Origin of the sequence: Jiangella sp. DSM 45060 (assembly GCF_900105175.1) — a bacterium.
Lineage (GTDB): Bacteria > Actinomycetota > Actinomycetes > Jiangellales > Jiangellaceae > Jiangella.
In genome coordinates, this window is record NZ_LT629771.1 from 7020893 (window position 1) to 7042425 (window position 21533).

At 73.2% G+C, this 21533-nt stretch carries 21 protein-coding genes; 9 read left to right on the top strand and 12 right to left on the bottom strand.

The window, feature by feature from the left end:
* Nucleotides 1–8: 8 nt before the first annotated feature.
* The 3 genes from BLU82_RS31755 to BLU82_RS31765 all read right to left on the bottom strand — a co-directional run bounded on the left by BLU82_RS31755 (nt 9) and on the right by BLU82_RS31765 (nt 2912).
* Entirely contained in the window at nt 9–809 is an 801-nt protein-coding gene (locus BLU82_RS31755) for a carbohydrate ABC transporter permease (RefSeq protein WP_092624804.1), read from the bottom strand.
* Nucleotides 802–1686 (bottom strand): carbohydrate ABC transporter permease, encoded by an 885-nt coding sequence (locus tag BLU82_RS31760; protein WP_370246344.1) that lies wholly within the window; start codon nt 1684–1686, stop codon nt 802–804. The genes BLU82_RS31755 and BLU82_RS31760 overlap by 8 nt, the downstream gene beginning before the upstream one ends.
* Before the next feature lie 65 nt (nt 1687–1751).
* Nucleotides 1752–2912 carry an ROK family transcriptional regulator gene (locus BLU82_RS31765; RefSeq protein WP_092624805.1) on the bottom strand — a complete coding sequence of 387 codons (1161 nt, stop codon included), beginning with the start codon at nt 2910–2912 and terminating at the stop codon, nt 1752–1754.
* 177 nt (nt 2913–3089) lie between these two features.
* Here BLU82_RS31765 and BLU82_RS31770 point away from each other — a divergent pair, with 177 nt between their 5' ends.
* Nucleotides 3090–3494, top strand: coding sequence for a hypothetical protein (locus BLU82_RS31770; protein ID WP_092624806.1), 405 nt, complete (start codon nt 3090–3092; stop codon nt 3492–3494).
* A gap of 18 nt (nt 3495–3512) precedes the next feature.
* Here BLU82_RS31770 and BLU82_RS31775 read toward each other — a convergent pair whose 3' ends face one another.
* Nucleotides 3513–5153: a DEAD/DEAH box helicase gene (locus BLU82_RS31775; RefSeq protein WP_092624807.1), complete on the bottom strand. Its 1641-nt coding sequence runs from the start codon at nt 5151–5153 to the stop codon at nt 3513–3515.
* A 137-nt stretch (nt 5154–5290) separates the two neighbouring features.
* On the opposite strand from BLU82_RS31775, the gene BLU82_RS31780 reads away from it, so the two are divergent.
* Nucleotides 5291–5791 (top strand): cupin domain-containing protein, encoded by a 501-nt coding sequence (locus tag BLU82_RS31780; protein ID WP_092624808.1) that lies wholly within the window; start codon nt 5291–5293, stop codon nt 5789–5791.
* A gap of 159 nt (nt 5792–5950) precedes the next feature.
* Here BLU82_RS31780 and BLU82_RS31785 read toward each other — a convergent pair whose 3' ends face one another.
* The 3 genes from BLU82_RS31785 to BLU82_RS31795 form a co-directional block, all read right to left on the bottom strand.
* Nucleotides 5951–7030 (bottom strand): acyl-CoA desaturase, encoded by a 1080-nt coding sequence (locus BLU82_RS31785; protein ID WP_092624809.1) that lies wholly within the window; start codon nt 7028–7030, stop codon nt 5951–5953.
* A gap of 171 nt (nt 7031–7201) precedes the next feature.
* On the bottom strand, nt 7202–8395 hold the full coding sequence (locus tag BLU82_RS31790; RefSeq protein ID WP_092624810.1) for a HAMP domain-containing sensor histidine kinase: 1194 nt from the start codon (nt 8393–8395) through the stop codon (nt 7202–7204).
* Nucleotides 8392–9063, bottom strand: coding sequence for a response regulator transcription factor (locus tag BLU82_RS31795; protein WP_092624811.1), 672 nt, complete (start codon nt 9061–9063; stop codon nt 8392–8394). The genes BLU82_RS31790 and BLU82_RS31795 overlap by 4 nt, the downstream gene beginning before the upstream one ends.
* Before the next feature lie 100 nt (nt 9064–9163).
* On the opposite strand from BLU82_RS31795, the gene BLU82_RS31800 reads away from it, so the two are divergent.
* From BLU82_RS31800 to BLU82_RS31810, 3 genes are read left to right on the top strand one after another with little or no spacing between them, the layout of a single operon-like run.
* A complete protein-coding gene (locus BLU82_RS31800; RefSeq protein ID WP_092626653.1) occupies nt 9164–9850 on the top strand; it encodes a GNAT family N-acetyltransferase in 687 nt (228 codons plus the stop codon).
* Complete coding sequence (locus tag BLU82_RS31805) at nt 9847–10833, top strand: hypothetical protein (RefSeq protein ID WP_092624812.1); 987 nt, start codon at nt 9847–9849, stop codon at nt 10831–10833. Before BLU82_RS31800 ends, BLU82_RS31805 begins: the two co-directional genes overlap by 4 nt.
* Before the next feature lie 41 nt (nt 10834–10874).
* Nucleotides 10875–11555, top strand: coding sequence for a class I SAM-dependent methyltransferase (locus BLU82_RS31810; protein WP_092624813.1), 681 nt, complete (start codon nt 10875–10877; stop codon nt 11553–11555).
* Nucleotides 11556–11557: 2 nt separating this feature from the next.
* On the opposite strand, the gene BLU82_RS31815 is transcribed toward BLU82_RS31810, so the two are convergent.
* The 3 genes from BLU82_RS31815 to BLU82_RS31825 form a co-directional block, all read right to left on the bottom strand.
* Nucleotides 11558–12391, bottom strand: coding sequence for an SMP-30/gluconolactonase/LRE family protein (locus BLU82_RS31815; protein ID WP_092624814.1), 834 nt, complete (start codon nt 12389–12391; stop codon nt 11558–11560).
* 52 nt (nt 12392–12443) lie between these two features.
* Nucleotides 12444–12623, bottom strand: a complete 180-nt coding sequence (locus tag BLU82_RS35365) for a hypothetical protein (RefSeq protein ID WP_197682602.1) — start codon at nt 12621–12623, stop codon at nt 12444–12446.
* Between the two features lie 508 nt (nt 12624–13131).
* Complete coding sequence (locus BLU82_RS31825; RefSeq protein WP_092624815.1) at nt 13132–13965, bottom strand: alpha/beta fold hydrolase; 834 nt, start codon at nt 13963–13965, stop codon at nt 13132–13134.
* A 108-nt stretch (nt 13966–14073) separates the two neighbouring features.
* Between BLU82_RS31825 and BLU82_RS35870 the strand changes: the two genes are divergently transcribed.
* Complete coding sequence (locus BLU82_RS35870) at nt 14074–14571, top strand: CGNR zinc finger domain-containing protein (protein ID WP_172885747.1); 498 nt, start codon at nt 14074–14076, stop codon at nt 14569–14571.
* 324 nt (nt 14572–14895) lie between these two features.
* Here BLU82_RS35870 and BLU82_RS31835 read toward each other — a convergent pair whose 3' ends face one another.
* Nucleotides 14896–15300 (bottom strand): VOC family protein, encoded by a 405-nt coding sequence (locus tag BLU82_RS31835; protein WP_092624817.1) that lies wholly within the window; start codon nt 15298–15300, stop codon nt 14896–14898.
* Nucleotides 15301–15383: 83 nt separating this feature from the next.
* Between BLU82_RS31835 and BLU82_RS31840 the strand changes: the two genes are divergently transcribed.
* Nucleotides 15384–15884, top strand: coding sequence for a gluconokinase (locus BLU82_RS31840; RefSeq protein WP_092624818.1), 501 nt, complete (start codon nt 15384–15386; stop codon nt 15882–15884).
* A 253-nt stretch (nt 15885–16137) separates the two neighbouring features.
* On the top strand, nt 16138–18609 hold the full coding sequence (locus tag BLU82_RS31845; RefSeq protein WP_092624819.1) for a transglycosylase domain-containing protein: 2472 nt from the start codon (nt 16138–16140) through the stop codon (nt 18607–18609).
* Here the strand turns inward: BLU82_RS31845 and BLU82_RS31850 are convergent.
* Nucleotides 18590–19936 (bottom strand): FAD-dependent oxidoreductase, encoded by a 1347-nt coding sequence (locus BLU82_RS31850; RefSeq protein ID WP_092624820.1) that lies wholly within the window; start codon nt 19934–19936, stop codon nt 18590–18592. The two genes, BLU82_RS31845 and BLU82_RS31850, sit on opposite strands and share 20 nt — an antisense overlap.
* Before the next feature lie 163 nt (nt 19937–20099).
* Between BLU82_RS31850 and BLU82_RS31855 the strand changes: the two genes are divergently transcribed.
* Complete coding sequence (locus tag BLU82_RS31855; protein ID WP_092624821.1) at nt 20100–21467, top strand: MFS transporter; 1368 nt, start codon at nt 20100–20102, stop codon at nt 21465–21467.
* The last annotated feature ends 66 nt before the right edge of the window (nt 21468–21533 follow it).

Consider the following 21533-nt stretch of genomic DNA (forward strand, 5'->3'; position numbering starts at 1 on the left):
AACTCCATTCACTTGAGCCCGGAGCGGGCCACGCCTTGGATGACGTACTTCTGCGCCGCGAGGTAGAGCACGGCGATCGGGATGATGCTGATGACGGAGCCGGCCATCACCACGTCCCACTCGGTGGTGAACTGGCCGTGCAGGGTGGACAGGCCGAGCGGCAGCGTCATCAGCTCCGGCGAGCGGATGACGACCAGCGGCCACAGGAAGCTGTTCCAGCTGGACATGAACGCGAGGACGGCGAACGTGGCCAGCGCCGGGCGGATCAGCGGCCAGACGACGGAGACGAAGATGCGCAGGTGCCCGGCGCCGTCGATCGTCGCCGCCTCGTCCAGCTCGATCGGGACCTGCGCGACCGCCTGACGCAGCAGGAACACGCCGAACGCCGACGCGATGGACGGCGCCAGCAGGGCGGCGTAGGTGTCGACGAGGTTCAGCTCGCGCATCTCGATGAACAGCGGGACGACGAGCACCTGCATCGGCACCATGAGCGTCGCGAGGTACACGAGGAACAGCGCGTTGCGGCCGGGGAAGTCCAGCCGGGCGAACGCGTAGGCGGCCATCGCGCTGGTGATGAGCTGCAGCAACGTCGACGCGACGGCGATCCACAGGCTGTTCGCCAGGATCCGCCAGAACGGCATCGCGTCCAGCAGGGTCCGGTACGCGTCCAGGCCCGGCTCGTCCGGGACGAGGTCCGGCGTGCCCAGCCCGGCCCCCGGCGTGATGGACGTGATCACCGTCCACGCGAACGGGAACAGCATGACGAGCGCGCCGACGGCGACGCCCGCGTACAGCAACGCCCTACGCATACGTCACCCACCTGCGCTGGCCGCGGACCTGGACGACCGTGACGATCAGCACCACCACGAACAGCAGCCACGACAGCGCCGACGCGTCGCCGGCCCGCCCGTACCGGAAGGTGAGGTCGTAGATCTGCTGGACGACGACCTCGGTCGAGCCGGCCGGTCCGCCGCCGGTCATCACGTACACCTGGTCGAACACCTGGAAGCCGTTGATCAGCGAGATGACCACCACGAAGAAGGTCGACGGCGACAGCAGCGGCAGCGTCACGTGGCGGAACCGCTGCCACGCGCTGGTGCCGTCGACCCGGGCCGCGTCGTACAGCTCCCCGGGGATCGCCTGCAGCCCGGCCAGCAGGATGATCATGACGAAGCCGAGGTCCTTCCACGCCGACGCCAGGATCACCGACGGCATCGCCCACGTGGGGTCGGTCCACCAGCCGGGGCCGTCGATGCCGACCAGACCAAGCAGGTGGTTGACCAGCCCGTTCGACGGGCTCAGCAGCCAGCGCCAGAGCAGCGCCACGACCACCCAGCTGGTGACGACCGGCAGGAAGTACGCCGCCCGGAACACGTTGCGGCCTCGGAGCGCGGTGTTGAGCGCGAGGGCGGCCCCGAGGCCGAGGAGGTAGACCAGCGGCAGGTAGCCGGCGATGTAGCCGAGCGTGTGCCCGAACGCCGCCCACGTGTCGCCGTCGGCGAGCAGCTCGCGGAAGTTGGCCAGCCCGACGAACTCCATCGGCGTGATGAGGTTCCAGTCGTGCAGCGCCACCCACAGCGAGCTGACCATCGGGACCAGCGTGAACATCGTCAGCGGGATCAGGCTCGGGGCCAGGAACAGCGCGACGATGCCGGCATAGCGCAGCCGGTTGCCGCCGTAGCGCAGCGCGTTGCGGCGACGCGGCCGCTTCCGCGTGGGCGTGACGGCGGGCCGGCTGGTCGTCGTCGTGGTCACGGCAGGTCTCCGGCCAGCGCGCCGCCGAGCCGGGCTCGGACCAGTTCGCCCTGACCGCCGGTCGCGCCGGCCGCGTCGTACGGGGTGGCGAGCACCAGCGCGGCCGCGCCCAGAGCCCACGAGGTGTCGTCCCAGGACTCGACGACGACGGGCACGCCCCGGCGCGACGGCATGAGGTGGGCGCGCAGGCTCGGCTCGAAACCCGGCCGCCAGTGCTCCCACGCGCGGGTGCCCTCGCCGAGCACGATCACGACCTCGGGGTCCATGACGTTGATCAGGCCGGCGACGCCACGGCCGAACAGCTCGCCGGCCGCCGCGAAGATCGTCGCGTCGGGGGCGTCGAGACCGGCCTCGGCCGCGGCACGCTGCAGGCCGTCCTGGCCCACCGACGCCTCCAGGCAGCCGGTGTTGCCGCACGAGCAGCGCGGGCCGTCGGGCTGGACCGGGAAATGGCCGAACTCGCCGGCGCCGCCGCCCGCGCCGCGGTACACGCTGCCGTCGACGACCAGCCCGGCGCCGACGCCGCGGCCGATCGTCACGACGAGGAAGTTCCGGTGCTCGCGGCCGCGGCCGTACAGCCGCTCCGCGACGGCCAGCGCGTTGACGTCGTTCTCGACGAGGACGGGGACGGGCAGCGCCGCGCGCAGCCGGGCGCCGAGGCCGAGCCGCCGCCAGCCCAGCGTCGGCGCGTCGACGGCGCCCGCCTCCTGGTCGTCGACCGAGCCGGGGACGCCGATGCCGATGCCCAGGATCGGCGCGTCGTCATCCGAGGGCGCCTCGACCAGCGGCCGGAGCAGGTCGACCAGCCGGTCCGGCGCGTCGGCCGCCATCGCGTCGAACGGCCACTCCCACGACTGCCGTACCCGGCCGTCGAGCTCGACGTCCACGACGGCGACATGGTTGGCGGCGACCTTGGCGCCCAGCGCCCGCCCTGCCGAGCCGACCAGCCCCAGCAGCACGGCGGGACGTCCGCCGCGGGACGGCCGGTGCTCGACCTCCGCGACCAGGCCGCGGGCCACCAGGTCCTTGACGACCTGGGTGACGGTGGCCGGGCTGACGCCCAGCGTGCGGGCGATGTCGGTCCTGCTCAGCGGGCCGGACGTGCCCAGCGCGGCCAGCACGGCCGAGCGGGTGAGGTCGCCGCGGGGAACGGGCATCGGCACTTCCTTCGGGACTAAAGTTAGTCATAAAGAAACACCCGCGACATCGCCCTGTCAAGTGGGCCGCATCACCGACAAGCTCACGGTCCTTGACAAGAGTATTTGTCGGTACGACACTGGAGGAGTTCCGAGACAGTGCACGAGTGCCGCGTCGCGGCAGAAGCGGAGAACCCGATGAGCACCAAGACCGTCGCCGAGAAGCTGCTGGTCAAGCCCGGCACGTCGGTGTGGGTGTCGCACTCGGACCGGCACGACCTGCTCGACCCGCTGCCCGCCGGCGTCACCGTCGTCGACGGCCCGGCCGAGGCCGGAGTGGCGGTCGTCTTCGCTGACGACGCGGCGTCGGCGCGCAGCGTGCTCACGGCGCACCGCGACACCGTGACGGCGCCGCCGGTGGTCTGGATCGCCTACCCGAAGGGCGGGCGGTCGGACATCAACCGCGACACGCTCTGGCCGATCGCCGTCGAGTTCGGGCTGCGGCCGAACGGGCAGGTCGCCATCGACGACGTGTGGTCGGCTTTGCGGTTCCGGGCGTCGAAGCCCGGCGAGGCGCCGTTCACCGGCGGCGCGAAGAAGTAGCGCGCCGCCGGTGCGCTGTCAGCGGCGGCGCAGCGAGGCCGAGAAGGAGTCGGCCGACGTGGACGCGGCGCCGCCGCGGCCACGTCCGCCCCGCCCGCGACCGCGCCGGTTCGCCGTCGTGGCGCCCTGCGTGCCGGCGGTGGAGGTGGTGGCGCTCGGCTCGGCCGCCGCACCGTCGCGACCACGACCCGAGCCGCCCCGGCGGCGTCGCGGCCGTCCCCGTCCAGCCTGCCCGCCGGCCTGTCCATGTGCCGGCTGGTCCGCCGCGGACGGTGCCGGCTTCGGGGGAGTGACCAGCGGGGCCGCCGGCCCGGTGAGCTCCGCGATGGCCGGGTGCCCCGGGCCGACCCGGGTGATCGTCGGCGTGATGCCGGCCTGGCGGGTCAGCGTGCGCACGTCGCCGGTCTGGTCGTGCGTCATGACCGTGACGACGGTGCCGCCGGCCCCGGCGCGGGCCGTGCGGCCGGAGCGGTGCAGGTACGCCTTGTGCTCGGCCGGCGGGTCGACGTGGACCACCAGGCCGATGTCGTCGACGTGGATGCCGCGGGCGGCGATGTCGGTGGCGACCAGCACGCGCGTCGTCCCCTCGGAGAACGCGGCGAGGTTGCGCTGCCGTGCGCCCTGGCTGAGGTTGCCGTGCAGGTCGACGGCGGGGATGCCGGCCGCCGAGAGCACCTTGGCCAGCTTCTTGGCGCCGTGCTTGGTGCGGGCGAACAGCAGCGTGCGCCCCTGCCCCGACGCCAGCTCCCGCACCACCACGCCCTTGTCGGCCGCCTCGACCGCCAGGACGTGGTGGTCCATGGTCGAGACGTGCGCGACGGCCGGCGCCGTCGAGTGCAGGACCGGGTTGGTGAGGTAGCGGCGCACGAGCGTGTCGACGCCGTTGTCGAGCGTCGCCGAGAACAGCAGCCGCTGGCCGCCGCGCGGCGTGGCGTCGAGCAGTCGCCGGACCGCCGGGAGGAAGCCGAGGTCGGCCATGTGGTCGGCCTCGTCCAGGACGGTGATCTCGACGGCGCCGAGGTCGCAGTGGCCCTGCGCGATGAGATCCTCGAGCCGGCCGGGGCAGGCGATGAGGACGTCGACGCCGTTCCTGAGCGACTTGACCTGCGGGCCCTGCCCCACTCCGCCGAACACGGTGGCGATGCGCAGGCCGGTGGCCGTGGCCAGCGGCGCCATCGTCGCGGCCACCTGGTTGGCCAGCTCGCGGGTCGGCACGAGGACGAGTGCGCGCGGCCGCCGGGCCTGGCGGCCGGTGCGCGAGGCGACCAGCCGGGTGACCGTCGGGACCGAGAAGGCGATGGTCTTGCCCGACCCCGTCTGGCCGCGGCCGAGCACGTCATGGCCGGCCAGGGTGTCGGGCAGCGTGGCCGCCTGGATCGGGAACGGGGTGGTGACGCCGTTGGCGGCGAGAGCCGTGACGATCGCCGCGGGAACGCCGAGCTCGGCGAACGACCGGTCGTCGACGGCCGGCGGCGCGGCCGCGACCGTGGTGTCGGGGGCGAACTGGGGATGGGCGGCGGCCGCCACGGCAGGGCGGCGGTTCCGGTTGCGGGGGCGGCGACGAGCGCCGTCGCCCCGCGAGGTGCGGGTGTCGGTGGGCACGGACGTCCTTCCAGGACGTAGAGGGAGTGGCCGGTCACGATGGGGACGCCCGCTCATCTGGAAGGGGGAACCTGCGCCGGCATCGGCGCTACGCACTCGACCTCGGGGACGTGTCATGTCGTCCCGTCGGTGCCTAGTGTGCCTTATCGGGTGCCCGGCCACCAACCGGGTTCTGCTGCGATCGGAGGAACGCGATGAGTCTCCCGCCCTATCCGCCCAGCCGCTACGACGGTGCGAACGGCGAGGTGGACGTGCGATTGCGCCGCGCCGACGAGCCGCCGGAGGTGACGTACGCGTCCGGTGTGACGGTCGACTACCTGGCCACCGGCGCCTCCACCGGCGGCGACTTCGGGCTCTACCGGTGGACCTTCGGCCCCGGCCAGTCCGGGCCCGGGCCGCACTTCCACCGCACCATCACCGAGTCGTTCTACGTGCTCACCGGCGCGGTCAGCCTCTACGACGGCACCGGCTGGGTGGAGGCCGGCCCGGGCGACTTCCTGCACGTGCCGCCTGGCGGCGTGCACGGCTTCAAGAACGTCCTCGGCGACCCGGCGTCGATGCTGCTGATGTTCACGCCGGGCGCGCCGCGCGAGGACTACTTCGAGACGCTGGCCGCGGTGTCGAAGGGGCTGGAGCTGAGCGACCAGGAGCGCGCCGCGTTCTACCTCCGCCACGACAACCACTGGGTCGGCTAGGGGGTGTCTCCCGGGTCTCGGCCGTAGCGAGCGGCGTCCAGGTGGATGCCTCGCAAGGCCGAGGAAGGAGACATAGCGGTGCCTATGGCGACTGACGAGAACGCAGCGAGGCGCCGCCTGGACGCCGCGCAGTAGGCCACGGACCCGGGAGACACCCCCTCAGGTCCTGTACTGCGCCGTGAGGGGGCACTCGAACGGGTCGCGCGCCTTCAGCCCGACGTCGTTGAGGTACTGGACGACGATCTTGTAGGAGCCGATCAGCGACGTCTCGGTGTAGGCCACGCCGTGGCGCTCGCAGAACTCGCGCACGATCGGCTGCACGCGGCGCAGGTTGGGGCGGGGCATGCTCGGGAACAGGTGGTGCTCGACCTGGTAGTTGAGGCCGCCCATGGCGAGGTCGACGACGGGGCCGCCCTTGATGTTGCGCGACATGAGCACCTGCCGGCGCAGGAAGTCGATCTTCATCGAGGCGGGGACGATCGGCATGCCCTTGTGGTTCGGTGCGAACGCGCCGCCGAGGAGCACGCCGAACAACCCCATCTGGACGCAGAAGAACGCGATGGCCTTGCCCGGCGGCAGCACGATGAACAGCGCCGCCAGGTAGCCGCCGAGGCGGACGGTGACGAACAGGATCTCGACCCAGCGGTGCTCGAGGCGCTCGCGGCGGGCGATGTTCTGGATGCTGTGCACGTGCAGCGCGAGGCCCTCGAGCAGCAGCAACGGGAAGAAGAACCAGCCCTGGCGGTTCGCGAACCAGCGCCCGACCGGCCCGCGCTGCGCCAGCGCCGCCGGTGAGAACGCGAGGACACCCGGCGCGATGTCGGGGTCGGCGCCCTCCTTGTTCGGGTTCAGGTGGTGGCGGGTGTGCTTGCGCATCCACCAGCTGTAGCTGAGCCCGGTGAACAGGCCCGAGATGACGCGTCCGGTCCACTCGTTCCAGCGGTGCGACGCGAAGATCTGCCGGTGCGAGCCCTCGTGCCCGATGAAGCCGAACTGGGCCAGCACGACGGCGAGCGCGGCGGCCAGCAGCAGCTGGTACCAGGAGTCGCCGAGCAGGGCGAAGCCGACCCAGATGGCGGCGAACGCCGCAACGGTGCCGAGCATGAGCGTCCAGTAGTAGGCGTAGCGGCGCTTCAGCAGCCCCGCCGCCTGGACGAGTTTGGACAGCTCGGCGTACGTGCTGACATGCCGGTCGCGGGCGGTTCCGCGCGCAGCCGGAGTCTCCATGGCCGTGGTCATCAAAGGGGCACCCTTCTGGTGATCGCGGCCGTGCCCGGCCGAGGCGTCACAGCTGTGACGTCGCTGCTGCGAGAACGGATCCGTCGAGATCGAGGTTCCGTCGCAACCCGAAATGTACCCGGTGCCGATCGCCCGAAACGCCGCATGGGGTACGCAGCGGGCGCGACGGGCTCAGGGCGCGGCGGGGAAGGTGAGGGTGACGATGGCGCCGTCACCAGGACGTCCGTCGATCGCGAGGGTGCCGTCGTGGGCGTGCACGATCTCGTCCACCAGAGCCAGCCCGAGTCCGAGCCGCGGGTGGTGGCCGTTGCCGCCGGAGCCGCGGCGGAACCGCTGTGTGAGCTGGGCGGCCAGCTCGGGGTCGAGGCCGTCGCCGTCGTCGATGACGCTGATGCGGACGGTGCCGCCGGACCCGGACAGACCGAGCGTGATGGTGCCGCCGCGGGCGACGTGGTCCATCGAGTTGTCGACGAGGGCGGCGACGGCCCGGCGCAGCGCGCTCGGCACGCCGGTGACGACGTGCGACTCGGCGGGGTCGCTGTCGACGACGAGGTCGACGCCGGCGTCGTCGGCGGTGGCGGAGAACGAGTCCTTGACCTCCGTCGCGACCCGGGCGAGGTCGACCGGCTGCCGCGACTCGGGACGGAACTGCATCTCCGCCGACAGCAGCAGGTCGTTGACGATGTCGTTGAGCACGCGGGCGTCGTCGACCAGTTGGTCGATCTCCTGCCGCTGGTCGTCGTCGCCGACGGGACGGCGTTGCAGCAGCTGGGCGCGGGTGTGCAGGATAGCCAGCGGGGTGCGCAGCTCGTGGCTGGCCTCGGCGACGAAGCGGCGCTGCGACGTCAGCGCGTCACCGAGCGGGCGGACGGCGCGCCGCGCCACCAGCCAGCCCAGCCCGGCCGCGGCCAGCACACCGACGGCGCCGACCAGGATCGACAGCCGGGCCAGCCGCTCGGTCTCCTCCTGCTGTTCGGTGAAGTTGGTCGCCGCGGCGACGCGGTCGCCGCCGGTCTCCTCGACGTGGGCGAGGAACGGGGTGTCGCACACCTCGAACCGGTGCGTGCCGGCGCCCCGCGCGTCGACGGCCGCTCGGACCTCGTCCTCGGGGCAGCCCTCGGGCGCGCCGTCGACGATCGTCTCGCCCGGCGCCGACTCCGCGAGCTTCGCCTCCAGCTTGTGGTCGGTGGCGGAGATCCGCTCCTGCCCGCTGATCGAGTAGACCAGGGCGACGAGCACGCCGATGACCAGCGCGACCGCGACGGCCGTCTGGGCCGCGACGACCAGTGACGCCCGGCGCAGCAGCCGCCGGTCGGCCGGTGCGGACGGCGGGCGGTGCTCGGCGCCGCCTCGGCGCGGGCTCACGCCGACCCCATGCGGTAGCCGAGGCCGTGGACGGTGCGGATGACGTCCCGCCCGAGTTTGCGGCGCAAGTAGTAGACGTAGGTGTCGACGGCGCCGGGGCTGTCGGCGTCCTGGAACACCAGCCGGCGCAGCTCGTCGCGGGTGAACACCTGCGCCGGATGGGCGGCGAACAGCTGCAGCAGCTCGTTCTCGCGGCCGGACAGCTCGATCGGACCGGACCCGCCGCCGAGCACCCGCCGCGCGGTGACGTCGAGGTAGCGCTCGCCGAGCTCCAGTCGCGTCGACGAGTCGGTGTGCCGGCGCAGCAGCGCGCGCAGCCGGGCCAGCAGCTCGTCGATCTCGAACGGCTTGACGACGTAGTCCTCGGCGCCGGCGTCGAGGCCCTCGACGCGGTCCTCGGTGGTGCCGCGCGCGGTCAGCACCAGGATCGGCGTCGTGACGCCCTGCGCGCGCAGCTTGCGGACGAGGTCGACGCCCTCGATGGCGGGCAGCCCGCGGTCGATGACCATGACGGCGTACTGACTGGTCAGCGCGCGGTGCAGGCCGGCCTGGCCGTCGTGGGCGACGTCGACCGCGTAGCCCTCGCCGGTGAACAGCCGGTCCAGCAGCGCCGCCAGTTTGGCGTCGTCCTCGACCAGCAACAACGCCCGGTCCTGGTCGCCTGTCATGCCTCGATGCTCGCACGGGTGCTCTGAGGTTCCTCTGAGATTCCCGCCGAACGATGGATGTCGTGGCCGGGTGCCCGGCTCGGCCGCGGAAGGGCTGACGATGAGCGGTGACGACCAGATCGAGATCCGGCCGGCGGGCGAGGACGACCTGCACGCGACCGCCGCGCTGCACGTGACGGAGTTGCCGCACGGCCTGTTCCCGCGGTTCGGCGACGGCTTCGTCCGGCGCTGGCACCGCGCCCACCTGGTCTCGCCGTACGGCGTCGTGCTGGTCGCGGTGCGCGGTGGCGAGGTCGTGGGGTTCGCGCTCGGCAGCACCGACCGGCCGGCCAACGTCGCCTGGATCATCGGCCACCGCCGCCGTGAGCTGGCGCTGGCCGGGCTGCGGGCGCTGCTCACCCGGCCGGTGCTGGCCGCCGGGTTCGTCCGGTCGCGCGGGCTGCGGTACGCGCAGCGGCTGCTCGGACGGGGTGCGGCGCCGGCCCGGGTGGCCGGGGCGGGACCCGTTCCGGAGGCGGGCTTCGGCGCGATCGCCGTGCTCGAGGCGATCGTCGTCGCGCGGGAGCACCGGGGCCGGTCCATCGGCACGGGCCTGACCGACGCCTTCCTCTCGATCGTCGCGGCGGCCGGCGTCGAGCGCGTCGAGCTGGTGACGAAGGCGGGCGCCCGCGGCGCGGCCGGGTTCTACGAGCGGTCCGGCTGGCGGCGCGTCGGCGACCACGTCGACCGCGACGGCGACGGGGTGCACACGTATCGGATCGACCCGCGGTTCGTGCGGGCTCGATGACCGGTCGCAGCGTCGGGCGCCGCGGCTTCCTCGTCGCGGCGGCCGGTGTCGTCGCCGCGGCCTGCGGGGTCGACGAGCCGTCGCCGTCGCCGCCGCGTGCCGGGCGGTCGCTGCCGCGGCCGGTCCGCAAACAGCCGGAGGGACCGGCCGTGCCCGCCCTGCCGGCGTCCGTCCCCTGGCAGCCGGGCGCCGCGGAGATCTCGCCGGAGGTCAAGGTGGCGGCGGCGCGGGTGCTGGAGGCGCTGGGCACCGTGCCCGGAGGCGTCGCCGTCGTCCCCGCGGCCGACCGGCTGACCGCCGCGGGCGCCGACCCCGCGCTCGCCGCGACCGCGGGCCCGCTGCTGCCGCCCGCCGCGCCCGCCGTCGCACGGATCGTCTACCCGCAGTACGGCGGGCTGGAGAGCAGCACCGCGAGCATCATGGCGGTCGTCCGGCAGACCTGGGCCGACGGCACGACGCTGCGGGAGCGGGTGGTGACGGCGGAGGTCCGGCTGCGGCGCTCCGGCGGCGCGTGGACGGTGGCCGAGCTGCGCCCCGTCGCGCCGGCACCGGAGGCGGCCGCCGCGCTGACCGGACCGGCCGCCGAGCTGGCCGCCGGTGGCCGGGTCCAGCTGCCGGAGGCCGCGGTCGCCGACCTCGCCGCCGGTGTCGTCGACGCACGGGTGGTCGCGGCGCTGCTGGAGCTGGCCGGGACGTACCGGCTGGCGGTCTCGGTGTTCCGGGCCGGCCACCCGGAGAACGTCTTCGGCACCGGCCGCACCAGCAACCACACCCGCGGCCGCGCCGTCGACATCTGGGCCGTCGACGACCGGCCGGTCGTGTCGATGGCGAAGGACGAGCCGTTCCTGCTCGACTTCCTGGCGGCGGTGCGGGCCACCGGCAGCGACGAGATCGGCGGCCCGGTGGACCCGGACGGCCCCGGCGGCCAGCACTTCGCCGACGACCTGCACCGCGACCACGTCCACCTCGGGTTCGAGCGATAAATGGGTAGGCCCAGCGCCGCGAGGTCTGATCGAGTGAGGGCATGGGACAGCGCTACGACGAGTTCGCACAGTGGTACGCCGGCTACGTCACCCGCGGGGTTGGACAGACGGTCGCCCGTGCGGCTGACCGCCTGCTGGATCGCCTGCTCGGCCCCGGCGACGGCCGGCTCTGCCTCGACCTCGGCTGTGGCGGCGGCGCCCACGTCCCGGCACTGACCGGCCTGGGCTGGCGGGTGATCGGCGCCGACATCTCCGCCCGGCAGGTCGAGCTGGCCCGCCGGGCCGGCGTCACCGCCGTGGTCGCGAGCGCCGACGACCTCCCGCTCGACGACCGGTCCGTCGACGCCGTCGCGACGATCATGACGACGACCGACTTCGACGCGCTGCCGCCGGTGTTCGCCGAGGTCCACCGGGTACTCCGTCCCGGCGGCCGGCTCGTGGTGGTCGCCGGGCACCCCTGCTTCGGCGGCGCGTTCGTCGAGCGCGACGATCACGGCGCCTGCACCGTCCATCCCGGGTACCGCAGGCACGAGCGGGTCGAGGCGCACCCGCTGCTCGGCGACGGCATCCGATCCCGCGTCGGCGTCGTCAACGTCCCGCTGCCCGCGCTGCTGAACGCCGTGATCGGCGCGGGGCTCGTGCTGCGCGAGACCGCCGAGGACGACGGCGACGAGCCGGTCCCGTCGCTGCTCGGTCTGGTCGCGTCCCGGCCAGGGGGCTGAGCTCAGGGGCGCCCGGCGCCCGGGGCGGGCGCCGGGTAGGCGACCAACCGGCCGGTGGGTTCGGGCGACGGCGGGTCGGTGAAGTCCTGCCCGACGACGTACAGCTGGGGGTCGGCGCCGCGGCTGAGGGCGCAGGCGAACGCGCCGCGGCCGAAGTCGATGGCGGCCAGCACCTCGCCGCCCTCGCGGACCCGGACGCAGTGCTGGCGGCCGACGTCGGCGTACCAGACCGCGCCCTCGGCGTCGACGCAGATGCCGTCGGGGTGATCGCCGGGGGTGTCTGCCCAGACGCGCCGGTCGCCGAGCGTGCCGTCGTCCTCGATGGGGAACGCGGTGAGCCGGTTCGCGTACGACTCCGCGACGATCAGCGTGGCGCCGTCGGCGGTGACGGCCATGCCGTTCGGGAACGCGAGGCCGCCGGCGACGTGGTCGACCCGGCCGTCCGGCGTGACGCGGACGACGAGGCCCGGCGCGAACTCGCCGCCCGGGAAGTCGAACCCGATGCCGTTGACGTAGGCGTCGCCGCCGGCCGTCACCACGATGTCGTTCCACGGGTGCTCGGAGAACCCGCCGAGGTCCGCGTGCGCGACCAGGGACCCGTCCGGCTCGCGCCGCAGCAGCCGGCGCCGAGCGGAGTCGACCACCAGCAGCCGGCCGTCGGGCAGGAAGTCGATGCACATCGGGAACGACTCGACCGTCGCCACCACCTCGTGCCGCCCGTCGTCGTCGACCGCGATGACCTGGTGGGCGCCCCAGTCGGAGAACCACAACCGGCCGTCGTGCCAGCGCGGCGACTCGCCGAACGCGATCCCGTCCATCAGCACCCGTGCGCTCATACCCGTTCCTCCTCGTCGGTCTGACCGGGTAGACCGGGGCCGACGAGGGAACTCATCGCGACCGGCGGTCGAGGCGGCGCAACCGGCGCCGTCCGTACACGGCCAGGGCGGGCTTGAGCAGGATCCACTCGCCGAACCGGTAGTCGGCGCCGCGGACCAGGCGGCGGGCCAGTTCGGGGTAGGCGCGATGCAGGTACTCACGGCCCTTCTCGGCGTGCAGCGGGTGCGACACGATCTTGATGCGGTCGGCGTCGGCCAGCAGCGGGGCGGCGGGAGCGCGTCGACGGTCGCGGCCAGCGTTGCGGATGTTCTCCCAGGTGGTGCGGCTGTCCGGCTCGAGCCGCAGGTCGCCGTCGTAGCCGCGTCCGCCCGTGCGTACCGCGCCATCAGCGTCGCCTCGGGCACCGGCCCGGCGGTGCTGCCGCCGCAGACGACCAGGCGGGACGGGCCGAGGTCGGGCCGCTGCGAGCGCAGCCCGGCCCGCACCCGCCAGCGGTTCATCGCGTTCGCCCGCGGTCCGGCGTCGCGGTACCCGAGGACGACGACGGCCTCGCTGCCGCGCGCCGCCGGTGCGTCGCCGAGGCGGCGGTGCGACGCCCGCCAGTGCTCGTACTCGCCCCAGAGCAGGACGGCGCCCAGCGCGCCCGCGACCCATGCCGGCCTCATGTCCCGAACCCTACGAAGTGCGGACGCGCCGAGGGGCGGCCGGGCCGTGGCCCCGCCGCCCCTCGTCCGGCGGACTACTTGCGCAGGAAGGCGAGCAGCGCCTCGGTGACCTCGTCGGCGTGGGTCCAGAGCAGGCCGTGCGGCGCGCCCTCGATCTCCACGTAGTCGGCGTCCGGGAGCCGCTTCGCGAACTCGCGGGCGGTCGCGTCGATCGGCAGGATCCGGTCGGCCGTCCCATGCAGGATCAGCGCCGGCACGTCGACCTTCTCGATGTCGGCCCGGAAGTCGGTCAGCCAGCTCTGCACCACGGCGAACGAGGCGTACCAGGACGCCCCGGCGGCGACGTTCCAGCTGGCCCGGACCGCGGCCTCGCCGATGCGGCTGCCGAGGTTCTCGTCGAGGTTGTAGAAGTTCTCGTAGAACGAGTCGAACCAGGCGTAGCGGTCGCCCTTGGCGGCAGCCTCGATGCCGGCGAACACGTCGGCCGGCACGCCGGTCGGGTTGTCGTCGGTCTGCAGCAGGAACGGCTCGAGCGACGCGAGGAACGCGGCCTTGGCGACCCGCTCGCTGCCGTACGTGCCCAGGTAGCGGCCCACCTCGCCGGTGCCCATCGAGAACCCGACGAGCACGACGTCGCGCAGGTCGAGGATGTCGAGGACGGTCTTGAGGTCGGCGGCGAAGGTGTCGTAGTCGTACCCGGTGGTCGGCTGGCTGGACCGGCCGAAGCCGCGGCGGTCGTAGCTGATGACGCGGTAGCCGGCGTCGAGCAGGGCGGCCGACTGCTTCTCCCAGGAATGCCCGTCGAGCGGGTAGCCGTGGATCAGCACGACCGGCTGCCCGGTGCCGTGGTCCTCGTAGTACAGGTCGATGTTCGCCGAGTTCTCGGTTCCGACGGTGATGTACGGCATGACGTGGACTCCTTCTAACTGGTTCGGATGCTTGTGGGGGTTACAAGTGCGATCGAAGCACGGGTATTCCAACCTGTCAACAGTCTCGGTGGGGTTAGAATGGATGGCATGACGGAGTTGCTGCTCGACCTGGTGAACTCGCGCATCGTCTATCCCGACGGTCCGCGCGACGAGCTGGGTTCGGACGCCGCGGCTCGTGAGTGGCTGCGGTCGCGAGGCGCTCAGGGCACGCGCGCCGAGATCGCCGATGCCCGCGAGGTGCGGTCCGTCCTGGCCGCGGTCATCAGGGGCGAGGCGCCGGTGGAGGCACTGGCCCCGTGGGTCTCGGTCATGCGGCGAAGCGCCCGGCTCACCCCCGACGGCCTCCTCTGGCAGGACGACGTCCCCGACGGGCGGCAGGTGGGTGCGCGGGCCGTCGAGGAGTGGGCCGCGCTGCAGGGGCCGGACGGGTCGCGCATCCGGCCCTGCGCCGACCCCGACTGCCAGCACTTCCTCGTCGACCACAGTCGCGCGAACGCCCGGAAGTGGCACTCGATGGAGATCTGCGGCAACCGCGCGAAGGCGCGGCGCCACTACGCCCGCTCGAAGGAGGCGGCGGACGACTGACCCGGGGCCGGGCGACGTGCCCCGCCTCTGGGGGTGGGGCCGTGGCGGCGGCCCTGCGACGCTGCCCGGGCCTGGCGACGGCTCGCGGCCCCGCCGTGTTCCCCGGCCGGGCCCGCGGTGCTGCCTTGGCCTGGCGACGGGGTGGCGCGCCGGCGAAGGGATGCGGCTCGGCAATGCCGCGGCGACCTGTGCGTTCGGCTGAGTACGGTCCCCGCCCGGCTGGGAGGGCTTCCCACCCTACGGGCGGGCACCGACAACGTGCGCGCGCCGACGGACGGACTTGCCGTTCGCCGGCTTCGATGGCGAGAGGTCGGCCGCCCGCCGTCAGTCGCCGAGTTCGGTGAAGAGGGTGAGCTGCAGGCCGCCGGGGGCGTCGAGGCGGGAGTTGAGGGAGTCCCAAGGGGTGCGGGTCGGCTCGGCCAGCACCTCGGCGCCGGCGGAGGCGAGGCGCCGGGTGGTGGCGGCCGAGTCGTCGACCTCCAGGGCGACGCGGATCGGGCCGGCCACCCGCGAGCCTACCTCGACGCGGTCGATGAACTCGGCCTGGGACTGGTCGACGATCTCGAGGGTGGCCCGGCCGGCGCCCAGCAGGATGACCCTGCCGTCGGGGGAGGAGAAGTCGGCGAGCTCGGGCAGGCCCAGCACGTCGCGGTAGAAGTGGACGGCGGCGTCGTGGTCGGGGACGGTGACGACGAGGCGGAGTTCGCGCACCGGCGCGGAGTCGGTCATGTCCCCAGTCTGGACGCCGCACCTGGAGCGGGCCAGGCCATGCGACCCTGGTCCGCGTGACCCTTCCGCCCCACATCGTCGTCATGGGTGTGTCCGGCTCCGGCAAGACCACCATCGCGACCCGGCTGGCCGACGCGCTCGGCCGGCCGTTCGCCGAGGCCGACGACATGCACCCGGCGGCCAACGTCGCCAAGATGGCGGCCGGCACGCCGCTCACCGACGAGGACCGCGCGCCGTGGCTCGCCACTGTGCGTGACTGGCTGACGAGCGAATCGACGCAGGGCCGCGCCGCCGTCGTCACCTGTTCCGCGCTGCGCCGGGTCTACCGCGACGTGCTCCGTGAGGCGGCCGGCGGGGTCACGTTCGTCCAGCTCGACGTCGATCCGGACGAGCTCGCCGAGCGCATGCGGCGGCGAAAGGGCCACTTCATGCCGCCGAGCCTGCTGCAGTCGCAGCTCGACACGCTGGAGCCGCTGCAGCCGGACGAGGACGGCGTGCGGGTCGCGGCCGAGGGCCGGCCGGACGACGTCGTCGCCGAGGCGTTGCGCCGGCTCGGTGCGAAAGCGCACGGTCACGCCCAGTGATGTGACCCCGGCCTCGGTTTCAGTTCCGGTACGAACCGGGTATACCGGGTCGGCGGGCAGGGCGCGGCGAGACGTGGTCTCCGCTCGCGGGGGTGGCGGAGAACGTCGCTGCGCCGTGCCCGTCCCCGGGCGGGCCGCAGCGGCGCCGACGGTGTGATCGGCGTCGCCCAGCGGCCCGGAACTCCACGGCGGCCCCAGCCGTCTTCCCATTGGCACGAGCGACCCAACCGCGCAACGTACCATCGAAGACGTCATGAGCACGGAACCCGAACCCGAGAACGCCGAATCCGCCGACACCTCCGACCGCCCCGACCGGGGCGGTCCGCGTTATCGAGCCGGCCGCAAGAAGCGGACCGGCTGGCGCCGCATCTTCAACTGGAAGGTGTTCGGCTTCACCGTGCTCGGCATGTTCCTGCTGTTCGCAGGCGCCATCGGCATCGCCTTCGCGATGATCGACGTGCCCGAGCCGAACGACTTCTCCACGTCCGAGTCGACCATCGTGTACTGGGACGACGGCCAGACCGAGCTGGGCCGGTTCAGCGCCGAGAACCGTGAGATCGTCGGCATCGAGGAGATCCCCGAGACCCTCCAGCAGGCCGTCGTGGCCGCCGAGGACCGCAGCTTCTACGAGAACTCCGGGTTCTCGATCACCGGCATGGCCCGGGCCGGCTGGGATGCGCTGACCGGCTCGTCCAGCGCCGGCGGCGGCTCGACCATCACCCAGCAGTACGTCAAGAACTACTACCTCACCCAGGACCGCTCCTACACGCGGAAGCTGCGCGAGCTGGTCATCTCGGTGAAGATCGACCAGGACGTCGACAAGGACCAGATCCTGGCCGACTACCTCAACACCATCTGGTTCGGCCGCGGCACGTACGGCGTGCAGACGGCGTCGCGGTCCTACTTCGGCGTCGACGTCGCCGATCTCGATCTCGCGCAGAGCGCCGCGCTGGCCGCCATCCTGCGCTCGCCGACGCGCTACGACCCCACGCTCGGCCCCGAGAACGCCGAGCGGTTCGCGCAGCGGTTCCAGTACGTGCTCGACGGCATGGTCACGACCGGCGCCGTCGACCAAGCCACCGCCGACGCCACGGTGCCGCCGGAGATCCTGCCCGAGCAGCAGGTCAACCGGTACGGCGGGCCCAACGGCTACCTGCTGATGATGGTCCGCAACGAGCTGGTCGCCATGGGCTACGACGAGCAGGAGATCGAGACCGGCGGGCTGCGGGTCACGTCGACGTTCAACACGCAGGCGCAGTCGGCGGCCATCCAGGCGATCCAGGACGAGCGGCCCACCGAGGACGCCGACGGCGTGCGCATCGGCCTCGCGGCGGTGCGGCCCGGCGACGGCGCCGTCGTGGCGGTGTACGGCGGGCCCGACGCCGTCGAGCAGAGCTACAACGACGCCGTCGACGCCATTCCGCAGGCCGGTTCCACGGTGAAGCCGTTCGTGCTGGCCGCGGCGCTGGAGAACGGCTACTCGCTGCGCAGCCGCTTCTGGGGCAACTCGCCGTTCGACCCGCCCGAGCTCGGCCCGCCGGTGAACAACCAGGGCAACCGCGACTACGGCCGCAACGTCACGCTCGAACGCGCCATGGAGAACTCCGTCAACACCGCGTTCGTCGACGTCGCCCTGCAACTGGGCTCCGACAAGGTGGCCGACTCCCTGGTCCGGGCCGGTTTCCCCGACGACGAGCAGTTGTCCGCGAACCTCAACCCGCGCATCGCCATCGGCATCGGCGGCGTGTCGGCGCTGAACATGGCCAACTCCTACGCCACGCTCGCCGCCCAGGGCCTGCGCTCGACCACGACCACCGTCCAGCAGATCGTCGACCGCGACGGCGCCGTCATCCACGAGCTCCAGGCGGCCGGGGAGCGGGTGTACGAGGAGGACGTCACCAGCGACGTCACCTACGCCCTCACCGAGACCGTCGACAACGGCACCGCCGACGCCGCCCAGGACCTCGACCGCCCGGTCGCGGCGAAGACCGGCACCCACGACGACAAGACGGCCTGGTTCGCCGGCTACACGCCGCAGCTGGCCGCGTCGGTCGTGTACTTCCGCGGCGACGGCACCGAGTCGCTCGACGGCGTCGGCGGCATGTCCCACTTCAGCGGCGGCGCCTACCCGGGCCGCACGTGGACGGCGTTCATGGAGGGCGCGCTCGAGGGGCTGCCCGAGGAGGACTTCCCAGACGCCGCGAACATCCGCGAGGACAACGGCAACGAAGACGAGGACCGGCCGAGCAACAACCGTCCCAACCGTCCTGACAACGACGACGAGGACGAGGACGACAACAACGGCAACCAGAACGGCGACGAGGGCGGGCAGCCCCCGACGGAGGAGCCGCCGCCGACCGAGGAGCCGCCGCCGAGCAGCGACGAGGGTGGCGAGGAGCCGCCGCCCGGAACGGACGACGGCACCGAGTCCGGCACCGACACCGGCGGCACCGACACCGGCGGGACGGACACCGGCGGCACCGACACGGGTGGTACTGACACCGGCGGCACGGACGGCGGGACAGACGACGGCACCGACTCCGGCACCGACACGGGCGGCACCGACACCGGCGGCACCGACACCGGCGGGACGGACACCGGCGGCACCGAGATCGGCACCGAGCTGGGCGGCACCGACACCGGCACCGACGCCGGCCGGGGCGCGGTCGTGCTGCTGGGCGCGGGTGCGCTGGCCGTCGGCGGGATCAGCCGGCGGCGTCGATGACCTCGAGGGCGGTGGCGAGGTCGTGCACCACGATCGGGTCACCGCCCGCGGCGTCGCCGGTCGCCTTCTCGTGTGCCTCGAGCCGTAGCCAGTCGGCCCACGTCACGACCCTGACGCCGCGCTCGGCGAGCAGTTTGTCGACGCTGTCGGGGTCGGACGGACGCTCCGGCAGGGTGTCGAGGTCGGCCAGCACCGACTCGGCGACCTCGTTGGCGTCGCCGCGGTTGGTCGCGATGACGCCGGTGGGGCCGCGGCGCAGCCAGCCGGTGACGTAGACCCCGGCGAGCGTCGCGCCGTCGTTGAGCACCCGGCCGTCCTGCGACGGGATGGTGCCGCTGCTCTCGTCGAACGGCAGCCCGGGGATCGGCCGGCCGTGATAGCCGATGGCCCGCACGACCAGCTGCGTCGGCAGCGACAGCGCTTCGCCGCCCGGCCGGGTGGGCTCCAGCTCGATGCCGGTGACCGCGTCGTCGCCGAGGATGCGCGCCGGCCGGCGCCAGTAGTGCAGGTGGATGCGGCGCGGCGCGCCGGTGGCCGGGCGCTCGGCCCACTCGCGGCAGACGTCGACGGTGACCTTGGCGTGACGGTCGTGGGCGACGGCCTCTTCGTCGGCCGGGCCGAGCACGAGGTCGGCGGGGTCGACGACGAGGTCGACGGCGTCGAGGGCGCCCAGTTCGTGCAGCTCGGGCGAGGTGAACTTGGCCTGCGCCGGCCCGCGCCGGGCGACCAGGTGGATGTCGGTGACGGTGCTGGCGGCCAGCGCGTCGACGACGTAGCGCGGCATGGACGTGCTGCGCAGCGCCGTCGCGTCCTTGGCGAGGATGCGGGCGATGTCGAGGGCGACGTTGCCGGCGCCGATGACCGTCGCACTGGTGAGACCGTCGGGCAGCGAGACGTCGCCCGCCTCGGGGTGGCCCGTGTACCAGGCGACCAGCTCGGACGCGCCGTACGAGCCGGGGAGGTCCTCGCCCGGGATGCCCAGCCGGCGGTCGCCGAGCATGCCCGTGGACACCACGACGGCGTCGTAGCCGGCCCGCAGTTCGTCGACGGTGACGTCGCGGCCCACGCTCACGTTGCCGAGGAACCGCACCCGGGTGTGCTCGAAGCCGCGGGCCAGCACCCGGGAGATGTTGCGGGTCTTCGGATGGTCCGGCGCGACGCCGTAGCGGACCAGGCCGTACGGCGCGGGCGCGGCCTCGAACACGTCGATGCGGTCGAACCGTTCCTCGCGGACCAGCGCCGCCAGGGCGTACAGCCCGGCCGGACCGGCACCGACGATGGCGGCCGCCCGGCCGGCCGCCTCGGATCGACTCCCGTCGTCCTCCATCCCACCAACGTATGCCGTCGGCGCCCGCCCGCACCAGAGGCTCACGGGCGGGGGCGGGGCACGGTGAGGAGACGTTGACACGGGCGGGCCGATCAGGGCACGTCGCGGAAATGCGGCGTTCCTAGCGTCGGCGACGCAGTCAGACCCCGACCCGGAGGACGTCATGACACGGACGCCGACGCTCGCCCCGCCCACACCATCCCCTCCCGTGCGACGCGGCGGACGGTGGATCGACCACTGGGAGCCGGAGGACGAGGCGTTCTGGCAGCGCACCGGCCGCGGCGTCGCCCGGCGCAACCTGGTCGTCTCGATCGTCGCCGAGAACGTCGCGTTCTCGGTGTGGACGCTGTGGAGCATCTCGTCCGCGCTGCTCGTCGCGCACTACGGGTTCGGCTTCAGCGCCGCCCAGATGTTCTTCCTGGTGGCGGTGCCGAACCTGGTCGGCGCGGTGCTGCGCATCCCATACACGTTTGCGGTGCCGCGCTTCGGCGGCCGGAACTGGACGGTCGTCAGCGGGCTGCTGCTGCTCGTGCCGACGGTGCTGCTGGCGGTCGCGGTCGGCAACCCGGGCACGCCGTACTGGGCGTTCCTGCTGATCGCGGCGACGGCCGGGTTCGGCGGTGGGAACTTCGCGTCCAGCATGACGAACATCAGCTTCTTCTACCCGGACCGGTCGAAGGGGCTGGCGCTCGGCCTGAACGCGGCCGGCGGGAACGTCGGCGTCGCGCTGATCCAGCTCGGGCTGCCGCTGATCGTCGGCGCCGGCGGGCTGTTCGGGCTGGTCGGCGCGAGCGCCGCCGGGGTGGACCTGGCCCGGGCGGGATGGGTGTGGGCGGCGCTGGGGCTGGTCGCGGCGGTCTGCGCGTGGTTCTTCATGGACAACCTGTCGGTGTCGCTGGCGACGTTCCGCTCGCAGATCGCGGTCGTCCGGCACCGGCACACCTGGATCGTGTCGTGGCTCTACATCGGCACGTTCGGCTCGTTCATCGGCTACTCGTCGGCGTTCCCGTTGCTCATCCAGCTGCAGTTCCCGGAGGTGCCGGCGGCGAACTACGCGTTCCTCGGCGCGCTGGTCGGCTCGGTGGCGCGGCCGTTCGGCGGCTGGCTGTCCGATCGGGTGGGCGGGGCGCGGGTGACGTTCTGGAACTTCGCGGCGATGGCCGCCGGGACGGTCGTCGTGATCATCGCGGTCGACGGCGGCAGCTGGCCGCTGTTCCTGGGGGCGTTCCTGCTGGTGTTCGTGACGACCGGGCTCGGCAACGGGTCGACGTTCCGGATGATCCCGATGATCTTCCGCAACCGGACCGAGGCGGCCGCCGTCATCGGGCTGTCGTCGGCGGTGGGCGCGTTCGGCGGGTTCGCCATCGTCGCGACGTTCGGCGTTCTGGGGCTGGTGAACGACGGCCGGGTGCCGGCCGGCGCCGTCGCGGCCGCGTTCGTGATCTTCCTCGGCTTCTACGTCACCTGCGCGGCGCTGACCTGGTGGAACTACGCGCGACGGGGCGCGGCGCTGGCCGGCTCCGACATCTGATCACGGCCGGCGGAGGTGACGAGTGCGAGGCATTTATCGCGGGCGTAACGTGGCGGAGCCGGTCCG

Bases quoted from the DNA above. Each gene is read 5' to 3' on its own strand.
- BLU82_RS31755 (WP_092624804.1), bottom strand. From the start codon at position 809: ATGCGTAGGGCGTTGCTGTACGCGGGCGTCGCCGTCGGCGCGCTCGTC.
- BLU82_RS31765 (WP_092624805.1), bottom strand. From the start codon at position 2,912: ATGCCCGTTCCCCGCGGCGACCTCACCCGCTCGGCCGTGCTGGCCGCG.
- BLU82_RS31770 (WP_092624806.1), top strand. From the start codon at position 3,090: ATGAGCACCAAGACCGTCGCCGAGAAGCTGCTGGTCAAGCCCGGCACG.
- BLU82_RS31775 (WP_092624807.1), bottom strand. From the start codon at position 5,153: ATGAGCGGGCGTCCCCATCGTGACCGGCCACTCCCTCTACGTCCTGGA.
- BLU82_RS31780 (WP_092624808.1), top strand. From the start codon at position 5,291: ATGAGTCTCCCGCCCTATCCGCCCAGCCGCTACGACGGTGCGAACGGC.
- BLU82_RS31785 (WP_092624809.1), bottom strand. From the start codon at position 7,030: ATGACCACGGCCATGGAGACTCCGGCTGCGCGCGGAACCGCCCGCGAC.
- BLU82_RS31795 (WP_092624811.1), bottom strand. From the start codon at position 9,063: ATGACAGGCGACCAGGACCGGGCGTTGTTGCTGGTCGAGGACGACGCC.
- BLU82_RS31800 (WP_092626653.1), top strand. From the start codon at position 9,164: ATGAGCGGTGACGACCAGATCGAGATCCGGCCGGCGGGCGAGGACGAC.
- BLU82_RS31805 (WP_092624812.1), top strand. From the start codon at position 9,847: ATGACCGGTCGCAGCGTCGGGCGCCGCGGCTTCCTCGTCGCGGCGGCC.
- BLU82_RS31810 (WP_092624813.1), top strand. From the start codon at position 10,875: ATGGGACAGCGCTACGACGAGTTCGCACAGTGGTACGCCGGCTACGTC.
- BLU82_RS31815 (WP_092624814.1), bottom strand. From the start codon at position 12,391: ATGAGCGCACGGGTGCTGATGGACGGGATCGCGTTCGGCGAGTCGCCG.
- BLU82_RS31825 (WP_092624815.1), bottom strand. From the start codon at position 13,965: ATGCCGTACATCACCGTCGGAACCGAGAACTCGGCGAACATCGACCTG.
- BLU82_RS35870 (WP_172885747.1), top strand. From the start codon at position 14,074: ATGACGGAGTTGCTGCTCGACCTGGTGAACTCGCGCATCGTCTATCCC.
- BLU82_RS31835 (WP_092624817.1), bottom strand. From the start codon at position 15,300: ATGACCGACTCCGCGCCGGTGCGCGAACTCCGCCTCGTCGTCACCGTC.
- BLU82_RS31840 (WP_092624818.1), top strand. From the start codon at position 15,384: ATGGGTGTGTCCGGCTCCGGCAAGACCACCATCGCGACCCGGCTGGCC.
- BLU82_RS31845 (WP_092624819.1), top strand. From the start codon at position 16,138: ATGAGCACGGAACCCGAACCCGAGAACGCCGAATCCGCCGACACCTCC.
- BLU82_RS31850 (WP_092624820.1), bottom strand. From the start codon at position 19,936: ATGGAGGACGACGGGAGTCGATCCGAGGCGGCCGGCCGGGCGGCCGCC.
- BLU82_RS31855 (WP_092624821.1), top strand. From the start codon at position 20,100: ATGACACGGACGCCGACGCTCGCCCCGCCCACACCATCCCCTCCCGTG.